Origin of the sequence: Streptomyces sp. NPDC003720 (assembly GCF_042875075.1) — a bacterium.
In the GTDB taxonomy this organism is placed as follows: domain Bacteria; phylum Actinomycetota; class Actinomycetes; order Streptomycetales; family Streptomycetaceae; genus Streptomyces.
In genome coordinates this window covers 290,880-307,743 of record NZ_JBIANZ010000007.1, presented here as the reverse complement: position 1 = coordinate 307,743, position 16,864 = coordinate 290,880, and the positions used below count along the sequence as shown (strand labels likewise).

15 protein-coding genes and 1 pseudogene are annotated in these 16,864 nt (G+C 70.9%); 10 read left to right on the top strand and 6 right to left on the bottom strand.

The window, feature by feature from the left end; all coding sequences use genetic code 11:
• Window positions 1-130 precede the first annotated feature (130 nt).
• From ACFYU0_RS21295 to ACFYU0_RS21285, 3 genes are all read left to right on the top strand, one after another.
• Window positions 131-892, top strand: coding sequence for a hypothetical protein (locus tag ACFYU0_RS21295; RefSeq protein WP_389303310.1), 762 nt, complete (start codon window positions 131-133; stop codon window positions 890-892).
• 69 nt (window positions 893-961) lie between these two features.
• On the top strand, window positions 962-1,399 hold the full coding sequence (locus tag ACFYU0_RS21290) for a hypothetical protein (RefSeq protein WP_389303308.1): 438 nt from the start codon (window positions 962-964) through the stop codon (window positions 1,397-1,399).
• A gap of 102 nt (window positions 1,400-1,501) precedes the next feature.
• Window positions 1,502-1,795, top strand: coding sequence for a DUF1330 domain-containing protein (locus ACFYU0_RS21285; protein WP_389303306.1), 294 nt, complete (start codon window positions 1,502-1,504; stop codon window positions 1,793-1,795).
• Between the two features lie 33 nt (window positions 1,796-1,828).
• Here ACFYU0_RS21285 and ACFYU0_RS21280 read toward each other — a convergent pair whose 3' ends face one another.
• Genes ACFYU0_RS21280 through ACFYU0_RS21270 form a run of 3 tightly spaced genes read right to left on the bottom strand, consistent with a single transcriptional unit; the run spans window position 1,829 to window position 5,716 of the window.
• Entirely contained in the window at window positions 1,829-3,097 is a 1,269-nt protein-coding gene (locus ACFYU0_RS21280) for an acyltransferase (RefSeq protein WP_389303303.1), read from the bottom strand.
• Window positions 3,094-5,262 (bottom strand): bifunctional polysaccharide deacetylase/glycosyltransferase family 2 protein, encoded by a 2,169-nt coding sequence (locus ACFYU0_RS21275; RefSeq protein ID WP_351664984.1) that lies wholly within the window; start codon window positions 5,260-5,262, stop codon window positions 3,094-3,096. Before ACFYU0_RS21275 ends, ACFYU0_RS21280 begins: the two co-directional genes overlap by 4 nt.
• Window positions 5,263-5,287: 25 nt before the next feature.
• On the bottom strand, window positions 5,288-5,716 hold the full coding sequence (locus ACFYU0_RS21270; RefSeq protein WP_389303300.1) for a hypothetical protein: 429 nt from the start codon (window positions 5,714-5,716) through the stop codon (window positions 5,288-5,290).
• 223 nt (window positions 5,717-5,939) lie between these two features.
• Between ACFYU0_RS21270 and ACFYU0_RS21265 the strand changes: the two genes are divergently transcribed.
• From ACFYU0_RS21265 to ACFYU0_RS21235, 7 genes and pseudogenes are all read left to right on the top strand, one after another.
• Entirely contained in the window at window positions 5,940-6,950 is a 1,011-nt protein-coding gene (locus tag ACFYU0_RS21265; protein WP_389303297.1) for a glycoside hydrolase family 26 protein, read from the top strand.
• Between the two features lie 107 nt (window positions 6,951-7,057).
• On the top strand, window positions 7,058-8,686 hold the full coding sequence (locus ACFYU0_RS21260; protein WP_389303294.1) for a PQQ-binding-like beta-propeller repeat protein: 1,629 nt from the start codon (window positions 7,058-7,060) through the stop codon (window positions 8,684-8,686).
• 252 nt (window positions 8,687-8,938) lie between these two features.
• Entirely contained in the window at window positions 8,939-9,517 is a 579-nt protein-coding gene (locus ACFYU0_RS21255; protein WP_389303291.1) for a fasciclin domain-containing protein, read from the top strand.
• Window positions 9,518-9,695: 178 nt separating this feature from the next.
• Window positions 9,696-10,001 carry a hypothetical protein gene (locus ACFYU0_RS21250; RefSeq protein ID WP_389303288.1) on the top strand — a complete coding sequence of 102 codons (306 nt, stop codon included), beginning with the start codon at window positions 9,696-9,698 and terminating at the stop codon, window positions 9,999-10,001.
• 20 nt (window positions 10,002-10,021) lie between these two features.
• Window positions 10,022-10,507, top strand: a pseudogene (locus ACFYU0_RS21245) (hemerythrin domain-containing protein); the annotation flags it as partial.
• A 271-nt stretch (window positions 10,508-10,778) separates the two neighbouring features.
• A complete protein-coding gene (locus tag ACFYU0_RS21240; RefSeq protein ID WP_389303285.1) occupies window positions 10,779-13,733 on the top strand; it encodes a glycosyl hydrolase in 2,955 nt (984 codons plus the stop codon).
• A 144-nt stretch (window positions 13,734-13,877) separates the two neighbouring features.
• Window positions 13,878-14,387 (top strand): glutathione peroxidase, encoded by a 510-nt coding sequence (locus ACFYU0_RS21235; protein WP_351664996.1) that lies wholly within the window; start codon window positions 13,878-13,880, stop codon window positions 14,385-14,387.
• A gap of 145 nt (window positions 14,388-14,532) precedes the next feature.
• Here ACFYU0_RS21235 and ACFYU0_RS21230 read toward each other — a convergent pair whose 3' ends face one another.
• The 3 genes from ACFYU0_RS21230 to ACFYU0_RS21220 all read right to left on the bottom strand — a co-directional run bounded on the left by ACFYU0_RS21230 (window position 14,533) and on the right by ACFYU0_RS21220 (window position 16,788).
• Window positions 14,533-14,724 carry a DUF397 domain-containing protein gene (locus ACFYU0_RS21230; protein ID WP_351664998.1) on the bottom strand — a complete coding sequence of 64 codons (192 nt, stop codon included), beginning with the start codon at window positions 14,722-14,724 and terminating at the stop codon, window positions 14,533-14,535.
• A gap of 189 nt (window positions 14,725-14,913) precedes the next feature.
• Window positions 14,914-15,771 carry a helix-turn-helix transcriptional regulator gene (locus tag ACFYU0_RS21225; protein ID WP_351665000.1) on the bottom strand — a complete coding sequence of 286 codons (858 nt, stop codon included), beginning with the start codon at window positions 15,769-15,771 and terminating at the stop codon, window positions 14,914-14,916.
• Window positions 15,772-16,032: 261 nt separating this feature from the next.
• Window positions 16,033-16,788: a GPP34 family phosphoprotein gene (locus ACFYU0_RS21220; protein WP_351665002.1), complete on the bottom strand. Its 756-nt coding sequence runs from the start codon at window positions 16,786-16,788 to the stop codon at window positions 16,033-16,035.
• Window positions 16,789-16,864: the final 76 nt, after the last annotated feature.

Below are 16,864 nucleotides of genomic sequence, written 5' to 3'. Positions count from 1 at the left end.
TCGGGAGGCGGGGATTGTCTGATGCCCCATTGTGATTCGCGGGTGTACAACCCCGTGCGGGTGCCGGCTGTCTGTAAGGCGCCGGAGGGATGAGCCTTCTGCGCCTTCGCGTAGGACGATTGGGGATCAGGTGGGGAAGCAGGGCTGGAGAGTCGTCGTAGCCGTTGGTGCGGCGGCGGTGTTCACGGCCGTGGCCGCGGCGCCGGCCGGGGCGGCCGAGGGTGGGGTCTCGTTCACCCGTGTCCAGGTGAACGGCGGCAAGCCGATTGTGATCGGGGTGTCGGAGGTTGCGGTACCCGCCTCCTTCCGAATGGCGACCACCCACAAGTGGCAGTGGCCGGCGGTGTTCCTGTACCGCGATGGTGCGGATGATCGGCTGTGGCACGCCATCGAGACGAGCGACTGCATCACCGTGAGCTCGGGCGTCTGTGACTTCGACGAGACGATGTACTTCGACCCGAGCGTGTGGGACATGCGTAACAGCGAGGCCGGGGTCTGGAAGGTCGGAGCCGAGGTGTACTTCAAGGGCGGCGGCGGTGACACCGACGACAAGGGTCTGACGGTCCAGGTCAAGCGCAACTCCCGCCTGACCGTCAACGCCTCGCCCGAACCGGTGTCCAAGGACAGGACCATCACCGTGACCGGCAAGGTCACACGGGCCAACTGGGAGACCAAGAAGTACGCCTCCTACGGAGGCCGCCTGGTGAACCTGCAGTTCAAGCCTGCCGGCACCGCCTCCTACACCACGGTGAAGAAGGTGTACGCGAACGGCTCGGGTGATCTCAGGACGACCGTGAAGGCCTCCAAGACGGGCACGTGGCGCTGGCTGTACCACGGCAACGCCACCACCGGCCCGTCGACGTCGTCCGGGGACAACGTCGTGGTGAAGTGATGTGACGCCTGCCTAGGTCCGAGCCGCGACCCGGTTGCCGCGTTGGATCTCGTACCTAGGATGGGCGGCATGCGATGGGGGACGCAGCCGCGCTGGGCGCGAGGGATGGCGGCGGTGTACGTCATCGGGTTCGTGGAAGGAACCGGGTCGCACGCCTACGACGTGCTCAGGGGTGGACTGCACGCGTACCGCTACTGGCCCCTGCCGAGCCAACTGCTCTTTCACGCCCTGCTCGTGCTCGACCTGCTCGTCGCCGTGTGGGTCGTGCTCGCGCGTCCGGCAGGACCGCCCCTCGGCGCGACCGTCATGGCCGCCGACCTGGCTGCGAACTGGTGGGGGAACCGGTACGGCATCCTGAGCGACCCGCTCGACTACGTGAGGCCGTCCGGGCTGGCGCCGATCACGCTCTTCGGAATTTTCGTCCTGGCGACGGCGCTGCCCCTGCACAGGACGTTCCGCCAGGGGTCGCCGCGTCAAGGTCTGTCTCCGGACGCGCCCTGTCGCTAGCGGGGATGGCCGTCAAAGCCGCCCACTGACGTTTCCGTCACCGTCCGTTGATGTGATGCCAGGTCACAGCCTGGCTCGCTTGTCCGAACACAGGAGGTCTCCATGGCCAAGGGCTACTGGGTCAGTGCGTACCGGACCATTTCCGACCCGGAGAAACTGGCCGCCTACAACGAGCTGGCCGCTCCGGCCGTCCAGGCCGGGGGCGGGCGGGTGCTCGCCCGCGGCGGCCGGGTCGTCGCCCATGACGCCGGTATCGCCGAGCGCACCGTCCTGATCGAGTTCGACACCTTCGAACAGGCGGTCGCGGCACACGAGAGCGCGGCGTACCAGGAGGCGCTGGCCGTCCTTTCCGACGGCGTCGAGCGCGACTTCCGCATCATCGAGGGCGTCGACTGACCGGCGACCGCAGCCACGCGCCGCGGGGCGCTGCTACCGCACCCGACGCCGGCCCTTCGAGCGGCGGGGGTAGGGGAAGAGACGGGGCCGGCGTTTGGCGGCCACGTCCTCTATCCAGCCGAAGAGCAGGATCGCCAGGCAGATCAGCGGGACGGCGATCACCAGCGGGGTCCACTGGCTCATCAGCAGCCACTGGGCGTGGTCGTAGAGGAAGGTGTTGCTCCACAGCGGGTCGATCAGCGGCTCGGTCAGCACCAGCGCGAAGGAGTGCCACAGGTAGACGGTGACAGCGCGGGAGTTGAGCAGGCTGATGACGCCGTTGAACCGCTCCAGCGGTTTGGGCCACTGCTCCCAGGAGGGGCTCAGGTGGAGCAGCAGCATCACCGCGCCGAACGACCAGATCGCCTGGGCGACCGGCACCGCTTCCAGGTCGTGCCCGAGCCGGGGGTTGTCCACCGGTGACCGCAGCAGCCACCACAGGCCGAACATGAGCACCAGCGGTGCGACGGACGGCACGACGTACTGCGGAATTCTGCGCAGCAGCCCCTCCTGGTGGGCCATGCCGAGCAGCCAGCAGGCGCCGAAGGTGGTGAAGTCGGTGGCGGCCTCCATCAGCCGGCCGGACTGGTCGACCAGGCCCGAGTTGACGACGAACGCCAGCACCAGCGGTACCAGCAGGGTGACCCAGGGCAGCTTCCGCATCGCCTTGAGTATCAGCGGCGACAGCAGTACGTACCAGAGGTAGGCGCGCAGGTACCACAGCGGCACACAGATCTGCTCGGCCCAGGTGTTCGGCAGGTGGCCGCCGAAGGTGTGCAGTGTCGCCCCGAACGGCGGCTCGCTGAACGGCATGACCCAGTACGCCAGGTCGCCCCACCACCAGTTGGGGTGGTGGGCGTCGGGCCGCCAGCCCTGCAGGAGCATCAGCGGCACCACGACCGCGCCGAACAGCCACATCGGCGGCAGCAGACGGCGCAGCCGGCCGCGGATCACGCTCAGCGCCGGCCGGTTGAGGGAGCGCACCATCAGAGACCCGGCCAGCGCGAACATGACGCCCATGGAGGGGAAGACGATCGGCAGCCAGGACCAGCTGAAGTTGTGGTAGACCACCACGCGGACCAGGGCGAGCGCCCGCAGCAGGTCGAGGTAGCGGTCGCGGCCGGGCTTCCGCGCGGGCGCCGGGGCGGCCTCCTCGGGCTGCGGGCCGCGCTGCGCGGGGAAGGCGGCGGGGTCCATCACCCGCAGGGCGACGGTGTCGGAGGGGTCCTGGGTGCCGAAGGCACTTGGTTGCGCGTGACTCATGCGGACTTCGCCCCCGTTGTGAACTCGAGCCCCACCTCACCGGTGCGCCGCAGCTTCTGCCAGCGCAACCGGCCCCCGGTCAGGGCGGTGATGGCGGACTGCAGCAGCACCATGTACATGAGCACCCGGTAGACCACCTGCTGGGCCGGGAGCGTGATCAGGTGCCACGGCTTCTCCCTGTCCAGGTGGAAGGACCACCAGGCGCACACGGCCTGCAGGGCCATCACCGCGAACCAGGCGGCCAGGGTCTTGTACGCGTCGACGAAGACCACGCCGTAGACCATGCCGATGTCGATGGCGGGTGCGAGCAGCGGGGTGATCACCATGAACAGGGCGACGAACGGCAGCCCCACCCGGCCGAAGTGGCCGGCCGCGCCGCGCTCCAGCAGCGAGTGCCGGTGCTTCCACATCGCCTGCATGGTGCCGTAGCTCCAGCGGTACCGCTGGGACCAGAGCTGCTTCATGCTGACGGGCGCCTCGGTCCAGGCGCGGGCGTCCTCGGCGTAGACGACCCGCCAGCCGGCCCGGTGCAGGGCCATGGTCACGTCGGTGTCCTCGGCGAGCGTGTCGTCGCTCATGCCGCCCGCCTGCTGCAGCGCCGTACGGCGGAAGCCGCCCACGGCGCCGGGGATGGTCGGCATGCAGTTGAGCACGTCGTACATCCGGCGGTCGAGGTTGAAGCCCATCACGTACTCGATGTGCTGCCAGGCGCCGATCAGCGTGTCGCGGTTGCCGACCTTGGCGTTGCCGGCCACCGCGCCGACCCGGGGGTCGGCGAAGGGCTGCACCAGCTCGCGGACGGTGGACGGCTCGAAGACCGTGTCGCCGTCCATCATGACGATCAGGTCGTACGAGGCGGCCGCCACACCGGTGTTGAGGGCGGCCGGCTTGCCGCTGTTGGGCTGCCGGATCAGCCGGACCGTCGGCAGGTCCAGCTCCTCCACGATGGCGGCCGTGTCGTCGCTCGACCCGTCGTCGACCACGATCACTTCGATGGGATGGTCGCTCGCGGCAAGTGAGAGCAGGGTGTTGGTGATGCACTCCTGCTCGTTGTACGCGGGCACCACCACGGTGACCGGTTCGGTGACCGGGTCGCCCCAGGAGAAGCCCGGCTTGCGGGTGCGCCGCACGTGGACGGCCGAGAGCACCAGCATCAGCGCGAACCGCGCCATGACCAGTACGCCGACGACCGCGAGCAGGCCGACCAGCCACGGCAGCAGCCACACCGAGAAGGTGGTGCACCACAGGAACGCCTTGCCGACCCAGAGGTTGTAGCTGGTGACCTTGGTGTTGGCGGAGCCGGTGCCGAGGGCCTCGCCGGTGGTCTTGAAGGTGTAGCCCTGGGCCTTGAGCTTGTCGATGATGACGGGCAGCGCGGCCAGCGTCTGCGCGCGGTTGCCGCCGGCGTCGTGCATCAGGATCATCTCGCCCTGGCCGGGGAGTTCGGGCATGGCGGCCTTGACGATGGAGTCGACGCCGGGGCGCTTCCAGTCGTCGGTGTCCTTGTCGATGAAGGCGGTCAGGTACCCCTCGGACCCGGCCTGTTTGGTCACCGGCCACGACCAGTCGTCCAGCGCGTCCACGGTGGAGGAGTAGGGCGGGCGGAACAGGCTGGTGTGGATGCCGGCGACACCGGCCAGGGCGAGCTGGGTCTCGCCCAGCTCCCAGGTGAGCCGGGTGCCGGAGTGCAGCGCGAGGTCGGGGTGGGTGAAGGTGTGCAGACCGATCTCGTGGCCGTCGGCCACGATCCGGCGGATCAGCTCCGGGTTGCGGGAGACCATCGAGCCGGTGACGAAGAAGTCGGCGCGGACGTTCTCCTCCTTCAGCACCTTGAGGATCTTCGGCGTCCACTGGGGGGACGGCCCGTCGTCGAAGGTGAGGACGACGGTCTTGTCCGGGATCGTGTAGTTGACCGGCTTGGCGTTCCGGTCGCCGCGCGCGTCGACGACCGGGCCGCCCTCCAGCACGCTGGTCGGGACGGTGCCCTTGTCCACCGAGACGGCGATCTTGTCGTCGTGGAAGGCCTCGTTGTTGGCCATGCCCCGGAGCACCATCAGCGCCAGCAGGGTCGCCAGTACGGTCACCGGCAGGAAGAAGCGCAGGGGAGGCGCGGCGAGTCGGCGCGGTCGCGCGATGGACTGCCGGGGGCGTTGGTGGCGGGACATGGACTTCCTGGTCGGTCGCGGCTGGCTACTGCGCGGTGACGGTCACGGGGCTCGACGCCACCGTGACGGGCGCCGCCGTGACGGGCGCCGCCGTAGCGGTCACCGCCGTACCGGGCGCCGTCGCGCCGGGCACCGTCGTCGTGGGGACCGACTCCGTGACGACGGACGGGGGCACCGCGGCGGCGGTGCTCCGAACGGGCTGGGCGGCGGCGCCGGGGGCCGCGGGCAGCGGCGCGTTCAGGTACTGGCTGGGCGGTGTGGTGTCCGCGGTGCGGGGGACGGTGAGCGCGGGCGCCTGGGACTGGGTTCCGACCAGACCGGAGATCATCGCCACCACGCACCCGGCGCAGAGGATGCCCACCAGCCAGCCCAGTCCGCGCAGTCGGCGGCCGCGCAGCCCGGTCTGGTCCACGAAGACGGGAGTGGGCTCGAGCTCCGTGGAGGTACTGGTCATCGAGAGCGTCGAGCCTTCCTGCGTCCCGTCACATCTACCGGTCCGGCGCTGCGGAAAGCCGTGAGTAGTGCGGCAAAACCAATGAATCGTATGAGGAAGGGGAGATTATCCGACCGCTCCCGATCATGTGACCAGAGTAGTATGAAGATTCGGTGAAAGTCACGCGGGTCTCGTAGAGTTCGGGATGTCGTAGCCGACCCCTGCCCGATCGGACCCGCACCGCATGGCCATACCCCGCCGTCGCCTCCGCCTGCCGGCCGCCGCGATCCTCATGGCCGCCGTCCTGTTCCTGGTGGATGCCTGCGCGGGCGCGGGAAGCGGGGACGACGCCGAGAAGGGCGCGGACTCCGCCGCGGCCGCGCGCTACCGGGTCTCGTCCCTGCTCAGACCGTCCGGCCGCGCGCTGGGCGTCGTCGACGACAAGACGCCCTGGCAGTACGGCATCGTCACCACCTTCGCCGAAGAGGCCGGGCGGACCCCCGACATCCGCGAGTATTACAGCTCCTGGGGCGACGACTTCGACGCGGAGGGCAACGCGTTCTTGTGGAAGCACGGCCAGTTGCCCCTGATGGCGCTGGTCCCCACCGACACGTCGCTCGCCGACATCGCGAAGGGCGGGGAGGACGCCTACATCCGCCGGCTGGCGGGCCAGATCGCCTCGTACGACGGCCCGCTGGCCCTCTCCTTCGCCGGCGAGATGAACGGCCCCTGGAACTCCTGGGGCCCCGAGCACGCCAAGCCCGCCGACTTCGTCGCGTCCTGGAAGCGCGTGCACCGCATCTTCGCCGAGCGGGGCGTCACCAACGTGATCTGGGTGTGGACTCCACACGTGGTCGACTCGGGCACCCCCGCCCGGCTGCGCCCCTACTACCCGGGCAGCGCCTACGTCGACTGGGTCGGCCTCATCGGCTACTACGGGCCGATCGACGGCGTCGCCTTCTCCAGCCTGTTCACGCCCACCCTGCGCCGGATCGCGGACTTCTCCGGCAAGCCGGTGCTGATCGCGGAGACCGGGGTGGCCGAGGGCAAGGACAAGCAGGCGCACATCCGCGACCTGTTCCAGGGCGCCGCCAAGGCCGGCGTCATCGGACTCGTCTGGTACGACCAGCGCAAGGACTGGCCGGGCGGCAAGCAGTTGATGGACTGGCGGATCAGCACCTCGGTGGGTGCGCGGGCCGCGTTCCAGGTGGAGTCGGCCCGCAACGGCTTCGGTCACTCGTTCAAGACCGGTTGATCCAGGGCCGCGCAGGAGCCGGGCTCGAGCCCGCGAGGAACGACATTCATCAGGGCGCATCACCGCGGCTGGCGCACGCGGATGCCCGACCAGGGGAGATCACGGAGATGACGGCAGAATCGTCGCCGGGCCAGGGCGCTCCGCAGGAGGACGGCTGGGCCTTCCGGCCCCGCCGGCCGGCCGCCGGCCCGCGGCCGTACCGGGAACAGCGGCAGCCTGAGCCGGTCGTGCCGTGGGACGCCCCGCCGGCGGCCGAGCCGTACGGCGGCTCCTCCGGCACGCGCTGGGACTCCACCATGCCGCTGCGCTTCCCCGAACCCCGTGCAGGCGGCCACGAGGCCATCCCCGGGGCGGATCGCCGGACGCGTCCGCATCCCGGGCACGGGGAGCCTGCGGACGAGGGCCACGGACGCCCGTCAGCGGCGACGACCGCCGGCGGCCGGACGGCCCCGCGCCGCTCCGAGCCTGACGCCGCGCGGCCGAACGCCCTCGCGGGAGGGGGCGGCAGGCGGGCCGCGAAGCCCAGGCGGACGGGCCGGGTCATGCTCACCCTCGCCGTCGTCGCCGCAGCGGGCGGGACCGCCGCCGTCATGCTCAAGCAGCAGGACGCCGCCGCCGTCGCCTCCAGGAGCCTGACGCAGGCGTGGCAGACACCGGCGCCCGCCGCCGACGACGCGCTGGTGGGCAGCTGGCTCACCGACAAGCTGCTCGTGCGCGCCAGCAGCCGGGGCGGCCTGCGCGCCTACGACCTGACCGACGGCAGGCGGGTGTGGAGCGCCGCGCCCTCCGCCGACGACAAGCACGGCAGCGTCCCGTGCGCGATGTCGCCGACGCTCGGCGCGCAGGGCATCGGCACGGTCGCCTTCGGCACGGACTCCGGTACCTGCACCCGGCTGGCCGGCGTCGACGCGTCCACCGGCAAGATCCTCTGGTCCCTGCCGCTGACCAGCGCCAAGCACCCCACGGCGACGACCGCCGCGACCTATGTGCAGGGCGGCGTCGCCACCGTCGTCGGCAAGAACTTCCTCGGCGGTGTCGACGTCCGCACCGGCGGCCGCGTGTGGGGCTACAAGGCCCGCGGTCACTACTGCAACGCCTATGACTGGGGCGCCGACGGCGTCGTGCTGGTGGCCGACTTCTGCCTCGACCGGAAGACCAGGTTCACCTTCAGCGCGCTCGACGGCAAGACGGGGAAGGTGATCTGGCGGAAGGCCGAGAGCGCCCACTCGGACGTGACGCACATCCTGTCCGGCTCCCCGCTGGTCGCCGCCGTCCACACGGCCCGTCAGGACGCCGTACGGGTCCTCGGCGCCACCGGTGACGGCCGCAGACTGGCCGTGGGCGACGACGAGCTCACGAGCGGCAACACCAGCGACGCCGACCACTCCGCCCGGCTGTACGGCAACGTCCTGGTCACCCCGGCCTCGGCCGCCGGGAACGCGGTGGTCGACGGCTTCGACACCACCACCGGCGCCAAGCTCTGGACCCAGCGCTCCGCCGTGCTCGCCGTCCCCGCGTCCGGCGCGCACGACAAGGTGTACGCCGTCACCACGACCGGCGCCCCGCAGCTCGTCAGCATCGACCCGCGCACCGGCCGCACCGTCCCGGTCGCCGTCCTGCCGGTCGGGACCGGCAAGTGGAACTTCACCGCCGGCACCGTGTACGTCACCCGGGACGGCGGCGTGCTGGCGCTCAACGCCCTCGGGTCGAACGGCGGAGTGCGGCTCTACCGGTAGGGCTCGACGCCGCCCGGGGCGGGGCTTAGCGGGCCGGCGCCGTGGCCGCTCCGGCCCGCGGCGGCCAAGTCCGGTCGCAGGCGCTCGAGATGCGGTCACGGGCACCTGCTGGATACGCTCGCTGGGTGGCCGGGTGGCGATGGCCCCAGGCGGGGCCGTGGCGCGGCAGCCGCCCCACCCCGCCCGCGGAAGCGAGGACGTCCGCAGTCCCAGCCTCCGCAGTGCTCACGCCTCCACGGGAGGAAGGTCGCGATGAGGTTCACCCGCATGCGTACAGCAAAGGCCGCCGCGGCGGCCGCGTTGGCCGTCCCGCTCACCTTCGGCGGAGTGGCGTCGCAGAGCCACGCACAGGACGCGTCGCCCAGCCCGTCGGGGACGTTCGGTTCCGGCTGCTCGGCGCTCTCGCAGAAGGCCGACACCGCCAAGGACAAGGTCGTGAACGCCGCGTCCGCGTATCCGCAGCTCAGCCAGCTGGTCTCGGCCGCGGTCAGGGCGAAGCTGACCGACACCCTGAACGGCAAGCCGCAGATCACGGTCTTCGCCCCCAACGACCAGGCCTTCAAGAACGTCACCGCCTCGCAGCTCACCTCGCTCCTCGCCAACGAGGGGCAGCTCAAGAAGGTGCTGACCTACCACGTCGTGGACCAGCAGATCACCCCCGACCAGCTCTCCGACGGCTCCTTCACCACGGTGGAGGGCGGCAAGCTGACCACGTCGGGCTCGGGCAGCGACTTCAAGGTCAACGGCAAGGCGAACATCGTCTGCGGCAACATCAAGGCCGCGAACGCCACGATCTACGTCATCGACCAGGTCCTCCAGCCCCCGTCCTGACCCCGCCCGCACACGCGCAGGCCCTCTCGTCCGGCGGACGGGAGGGCCCTCGCGCAAGGGCCCCGGCTGTCCGGCCCCGAGTCAGGGCCGGACAGCCCTGCCGGGGGTGCCCGCCGGCGCGGTGTGACGGGACGGGGCCGTCCCGACGGCCGCCGCGCCGGACGGACCGAGGTACGCCATGAACCACCACCGCACCCGCACCGGACCACCGCACCGCCTGGCCGCGGTGATCGCCTCGTCACGGGTCGAACCCGTCCTGCTGGCCGTCACCGCGGCGGCCCTGACCGCCGGCGGTATCGCCTGGCTGGCCGGCGGGACCGGCCTCGCCGACCTCTTCCGGGCGCTCGGAACCCTGTCGGCCGTGGTGCCCGCCGCGGGCTGGGTGGTCGCCGCCCTGCGGCAGGGACGCGCGGGCGTGGACCTCATCGCCGTACTCGCCCTCGGCGGCACCCTGGCCGTCCACGAGTACCTGGCCGGCGCCTGATCGCGCTGATGCTGGCTACTGACGCCCTGCGCGCCCTGCGCGTCGACCAGGCCGTGCGGCCGCCCCTGACGCCCGCCGCCGAGACCCTGATCCACCGCTTCGCCGCCGAGCACGACGACCTCCAGGACGTCCTCGAGTCGGTTCGCGACTCCGCGGACCGGCTCTCCGGCGATACCGGTCCCGAGGCACTGGCGGCCGTCGAGGAGACCCACCGGCTGCTCACCGAACGGCTGTTCCCGCACGAGTACGCCGAGGAGCACCAGCTTTACCCCGCCCTCGCCCCCACCCTCGGCGGGCCGGAGGCCACCGCCACCATGAGCCGCGCCCACACCGAGATCGAGCGCCTCTCCCGCCGGGTCGCCACCCATCTGCAACTCGCCCACGCCGACGGCGGCCTGTCCCCCGGGCAGCTCGACGACCTGCGGTCCTGCCTCTACGGCCTGAACACCGTGCTGCGCCTGCACTTCACCCAGGAGGAGGAGAACCACTTCTCCCTGGCGCCCTGACCGTCGGCCGTCCGGTAGGACCCGGCGCGGCTCGGGACGGTCCTCGGGTGACGACCGGTCGAACAATCATTGCGCTTTGTATTGACGGTGCCTCAGGCCGACCCTACCTTCCTTGCTTGAGAGCGCTCTCAAGGCACTAGGTTCCGGGCTCTCCGCCACAACGGCCTGCGATGTGAAAGGCCGGCCGGCCGCGTCACTCGCTCCACGGTCCGCCGCACCTGCCGGCCCGGGCCGTTCATCCGCCTCACCCCCCGTGCTGAAGGGTGCTCCCATGTCCAGAGACAGTGCTCGGCCGCCGAGAGCGGTCCCGTGGTCCCCGCCCTGGCGGCGGGCCGCGGCGTTCGTGGCTCTCGCCGCCCTCATCGGGGCGGTCCTCACCGTACTCGGCTCCGCGAAGGCCGGCGCCGACACGGTGGGCGCGGGCAGTTACACCACCACCGCGCCCGGACCGCTGCCCTCCGGCTGCGCGGACCTGTCCACCAACCCGCGTCACTGGGTGACCTCCGACGCCCCGGCCGGCGCCGTCCCCACCAACGACTGGTGGTCGTCGATCCTCTGGAAGCGCACCAATTGCGCTTACGGCGAGCCCCTGTTCGCCCAGCCGCTCGGCTTCCGGGCCGGCTCGCAGGGGCTGGGCGTCTCCTACAGCACCAAGCCGACGATCTCCGGCAGCGGCAAGGGCGTGGGCGAGTACCACTTCGAGTACAAGGAGGACTTCGTCGCCGGCGTCTCCGGTCTCGCCGCCCCCGAGGTCAAGGTCGACGACTGGAGCGACTGGACCGTCAGCCCCTACCTCAGCGACGGCGCGCACACCCTGCGGGCGATGATCGGCTCCGGGCTGCCGTTCGCCTACTTCCGCGCGAAGGGCGGCGACGCGCGGATCAAGGCCGCCTCGGACGCGACGGTGGACGTGTGGTCCCACTCCGGCCCGACGCTCGGCTACTCGGTCAACGGGCACGACTACGTCGCCTTCGCCCCGGCCGGCGCCACCTGGTCGGTCAGCGGGTCCACCTTCACCTCCTCGCTCGCCGGCAAGGACTACTTCTCCGTCGCCGTACTGCCGACGACGCCGTCCACCCCGGCCGCCGACCGCACCGCGCTCGCGGAGGCGTACGCCGGGTACGCCCACGACCCGGTCACCGGCACCGCCGTGTCCTACCGGTACGACGAGGCGAAGAGCACCGTCACCACCACGTACCGCTTCACCACCGAGGCCCTCGAGGGATCGGCGACCGGGACGGTCGCGGCCCTGCTGCCGCACCAGTGGCGCCACCTGTCCGACGGCAGCCCGCTGCCGCAGACCTACGTCTCCTCCCGCGGCCCGCTCAAGGTGCTCACCGGCGTCACGTCCTTCACCACGACGATGGACTTCCACGGGGTGCTGCCCGAGATACCGGCCGTCGCCGACAGCTCCGGCGCCGACCTCGCGACCCTGCGGGACTACCTGAACGCCGAGAAGGCCGACCCGACCCGCCAGGTGAGCGACGACACCTACTGGACCGGCAAGGGGCTCGGGCGCGCCGCACGCCTGGCGGAGATCGCCGACCAGACCGGCGACACCGGAGTACGCGACGCCGCCCTGTCCGCCATCAGGTCCAAGCTCACGGACTGGTTCACCGCCTCGCCGAACAAGACGGGCCACCTGTTCTACTACGACAACAAGTGGGGCACGCTGATCGGCTACCCGGCCTCCTACGGGTCCGACCAGGAGCTGAACGACCACCACTTCCACTACGGCTACTACGTCGCCGCCGCCGCGACCCTCGCCAAGTTCGACCCCGTCTGGGCCGACTCCGACCACTACGGCGGGATGGTCGACCTGCTCATCCGCGACGCCGACAACTACGACCGCACCGACAAACGGTTCCCGTTCCTGCGGGACTTCGACATCTACGCGGGCCACGACTGGGCGTCCGGCCACGGCTCGTTCGCCGCGGGCAACAACCAGGAGTCCTCTTCCGAGGGCATGAACTTCGACAGCGCCCTCATCCAGTGGGGCATGGCCACCGGGAACAAGGCCGTCCGCGACGCCGGCATCTACATGTACACCACCCAGGCCGCCGCCATCGAGGACTACTGGTTCGACGTCCACGACCAGGTCTACCCGGAGGGCTTCCAGCACAAGCAGGTCGGCATGGTGTGGGGCAACGGCGGCGCCTACTCGACCTGGTTCTCCAGCGCCCCCGAGCAGATCCAGGGCATCAACCTGCTGCCGGTGACCGGCGGGCACCTCTACCTGGGCGACAACCCGGCCTACGTCAGGGCCAACTACCAGGAGATGCTCGACCAGGCCGGCAGGACCCAGCCCGGGATCTGGCCCGACATCTGGTACGAGTACCGGGCCCTGGGCGACGGCGACGCGGCGCTGGCCGACTTCCGCGCCCACAGCTCCCTCACCTCCGAGGAGGGCGAGAGCAAGGCCCACACCTTCCACTGGATCCGCAACCTCGCCGCGCTCGGCACCGTGGACGCCTCGGTCTCCGCCGACTCCCCGCTGAGCGCCGTGTTCGTCAAGAACGGCGACCGCACCTACGTCGCCGCCAACACCACGGCCACGGACGGCACCGTGCACTTCTCCGACGGCACCACCGTGCGGGTGCCCGCCGGGAAGACGGTCACGGCCGGGGCGTACACGTGGAGCGGCGGCAGCGCGACGGGCGGCGGCCCGGAGCCGACCCCCAGCCCCACGTCGACCGAGACGGCGACCCCCACGCCCTCGCCGACCCCGACGTCCTCGCCCACCAGCGGGACGGGTTCCTCGCCCACGCTGTACGCGGCCGGTGACGGCACGCTGACCGGCACCGCCGGCGCGGCCGGCTCCGTGACCCTGGCGTCGGCCGACGGCGTCAACCACGACGGCACCCCCTACAAGCCGACCACCTTCACCGCCACCGGACTCGACCTCGCGTACGACGGCGGCGGCACCCGGTTCGACCTCGCCGTCGACGCCGCCGGCGCCGTGGGCGACGCGCCCCAGGCGCAGGTGTCCTACGACTGCACCGGCAACGGCACGTGGGACCGCGTGGAGACGTACCGGTACTTCGCCACCGACCCGGTCCCCGGCTGGGAGCACTACACCGACAAGGCCGGGACCCTCTCCAGCAGCGGCGCCCTCTGCGATCTGCGGAACGGAACCGTGCAGGTCAAGGTGTGGAACGCGATCGGCAACGCGCCCAGCACCCTCGGCACCGGCGAACGGTCGGTACTGCGGCTGCCCTACAGCTGACCCGCCGCGCGCCGGTGGTGACGGGTCCGCCCGCCGCCACCGGCGTCGCGTCCACCCGTGGGAACAGCCGCCGCCGGAGGGTGTGGATCAGTCCTGGGCAGCCGGGCCGGCCGGCGGCGGAGCGGCGCGGGCTAGCATCCGGGCATGACTGCTACTGACCACAACGCTTCCGTGCTGGACGTCGAGATCGGAGCCCTCCAGGGCGGCTCCGCCAATCTGCCGGGTTACGCCGGCCAGGCCGTGCTCATCGTGAACGTGGCCTCCAAGTGCGGGCTGACCCCGCAGTACACGGGTCTTGAGCGGCTGCAGGAGCGGTACGCCGAGCAGGGCTTCACGGTGCTCGGCGTGCCCTGCAACCAGTTCCTCGGGCAGGAGCCCGGCAGCGCCGAGGAGATCGCCGAGTTCTGCTCGGCCACGTACGGGGTGACCTTCCCGCTGACCGAGAAGGTCGAGGTGAACGGGGAGGGGCGGCACGCGCTGTACGAGCGCCTCGTCGGTTTCGAGGACGGCGAGGGGCACAGCGGGGACATCCGCTGGAACTTCGAGAAGTTCCTGATCGGCCGGGACGGACAGGTCGCCGCCCGGTTCTCGCCGCAGACCGAGCCGGAGGCGGCCGAGGTCGTCGCGGCCATCGAGGGCCAGCTGGGCCGGTAGTACGGACGGAAGCCCGAACGGGCGCGCCGCTCAGGTGCGCAGAGCCCTCTCGGCAAGGACGGCGACTGGTCGAGAGGGCTCCGTGGGTGATGCCTGTGCGGTTGTCGTCGGGCGACGGCTATGCGCGAGGGGCAGGGAGTACCCCCTAGGCCTTGACCGAGGTGACGAAGACGTTCCACGCGTCGGCGGGGAAGGCCAGGACCGGGCCGTCGGTGACCTTGGAGTCACGTACGGCGAGTACCGCGGTGGTGGGCGACTTGACCTCGACGCAGGCGCCGTTGCCCGCGGAATAGGAAGACTTCATCCACGTCTCCGAAGCGCCCTGAATCAGTGCCATGTCCACTCCTGTTGCCAGTTGCTGTAGTGCGGTTCGCGCCAACCCTGTCGTCTGATTGGCGTGATCGACGCTACCGGGCAACTGCCGCCCGCGGAGTAGTCGTTCACTCAAGCGGATGGCATATTCCAGGTGAGCCTTCCGCTGGAGTGGACCACTGGTGTACGATCCCGCGGCTCTGTGGGACTCGGCTCAGTCGGCGTACTCCTTCGCCACCTTCGCGATGAGTTGCCGGGACTGTTCCACATTGAGGGACTGTGCCCGCAGATGTTCGTACATCACGGCGTACTTCTGCACGTCCGGCGCCTTCTCCAGGTACAGGTCGCTGGTGACGCCCTCGAGGTAGACCACGCTCGAGTCGGCCGCGTCGGTGAACTCCAGGATGGCGTACTGGCCGTTGAGCCCCGGGTGGGCGCCCACCTCGAAGGGCAGCACCTGCACGGTGACGTGCGGCAGCTGCGACATCTCGACCAGGTGCTCCAGCTGTTCGCGCATCACCAGCCGGCTGCCGACGACCCGGCGCAGCGCCGCCTCGTCCAGCACCACCCACAGCCGCAGGGCGTTGCCCTCGGCGGTGATACGTTCCTGTCGCCGCATGCGGACCTGCACGCGCTTCTCGATCTCGGCCGTCGACGTCTCCGGCAGCGCGCCCTGCACCAGTGCCTCCGCGTAGGCGCGGGTCTGCAACAGACCCGTCACCAGCTGGGGTTCGTACACCCGCAGCGACTCGGCGTCGGTCTCCAGGCCGATGTACACGCTGTACGGGATGTCCCCGAACGTGTGCCACCAGCCCTGCTGGCGGGAGTCACGGGCCATCTCCATCAGCGAGTCGACGATCCGCTGGTCGTCGACCTCGTACACCCCGCACAGGTCGCGCACGTCGCGCTGGCTGATGCTTCTGCGGCCGTTCTCCAGCCGGCTGATCTTCGACTGCGACACGAGCAGCCGCTCCGCCACCTCTTCGGCCGTCATGCCCTTGAGCTCGCGGAGCCTGCGCAGCTCCTGGCCCAGCCGGCGCCGTCTGACGGTGGGATTGACATTGGACGCCACGGGACGTGCACCTCCGGCTGCCTGCCTGTACTGACCACTTTGCGTATCTGCTGCTGAGCAGACTGCCACCAAGGCGCTTTCCGCCGCTGGAAAACGGCGGATATCCAGGGCGTACGCACCGATCCGGGCGTCGCCCGGCGCTCCGGACACGGCCGAGCGGGGCGGTGAGACCGCACGGATCTCACCGCCCCGCTCGAACCAGCGTCTCCCGTAACGGTTTCGGGGACCGCGTACCGGTGTCGTGGGGACCGGCGGTGCGGCTCAGTGGGTCACGGCACGCGCCATGGACCCTCGGTGCGGCTGCATCGGAACCCCGCGCGCGGGTTCCACCGCGCCCCTGGCTCCGGGCCCCGCCGGGCGGCCGGCCGCGGCCGGACCGCGCCGTGGCTGGGCCACCGCGCCGTTCTGCACGTCCATCACGGCATGCGCCACCAGCCCGCCCATCGGGTCGTGCCGGATCAGGTCCCGCAGCCGGGAGCGGGAGGATCGTCCCTCGTTCCCCGGATACAGGTGCTTGCCCAGCCCGACCGCGTGCGCCAGCGCGGCGAGCGCCGCGGTCCGCGGGTCCGGCGGCACGCCGGTGCGGATCGCGTTGTCCAGCCGGGCTCGGATCTCCCGGCTGATTTCGGTGTCCGTCGCCTGGTAGCGCGTCGTCGGCAACACCCCGCACATCTGGCCCGGCACGGCGGCGACCATGCCGCACCGCTCCAGGTGCGAGAGGTAGATCTGGCGGAGCCCCAAACGCGGCCCGCCGATCCAGTGGACGGCACGCACGGGAGCGCCACGCCTTCGCAGCAACTCCAACGCGCAGTCCAAAGTCGGATCTCCAGTCGGCCGTGGCACCACCACGGCGATACGATCCCCGTCTGGGGCTATCCGTCCGGCCAGCGCCAGCTCCACTAGCTGTGCTCCGGCCAGGCCGAGGTCGAGCGACTGCGGCTGTGCAGTGGTACCCGTGGCCGGGTCCAGTGCCAGCAGCAGAAGCTCCTCCGGAATCGTTCTGCGGCTCCTGCCCATCCATGCCTCCCCGCGTGGATGAATGACAGGGTGACCCCTCTCACATTGGTCTGTCGAGGGTGCGTGACCGGTTCGT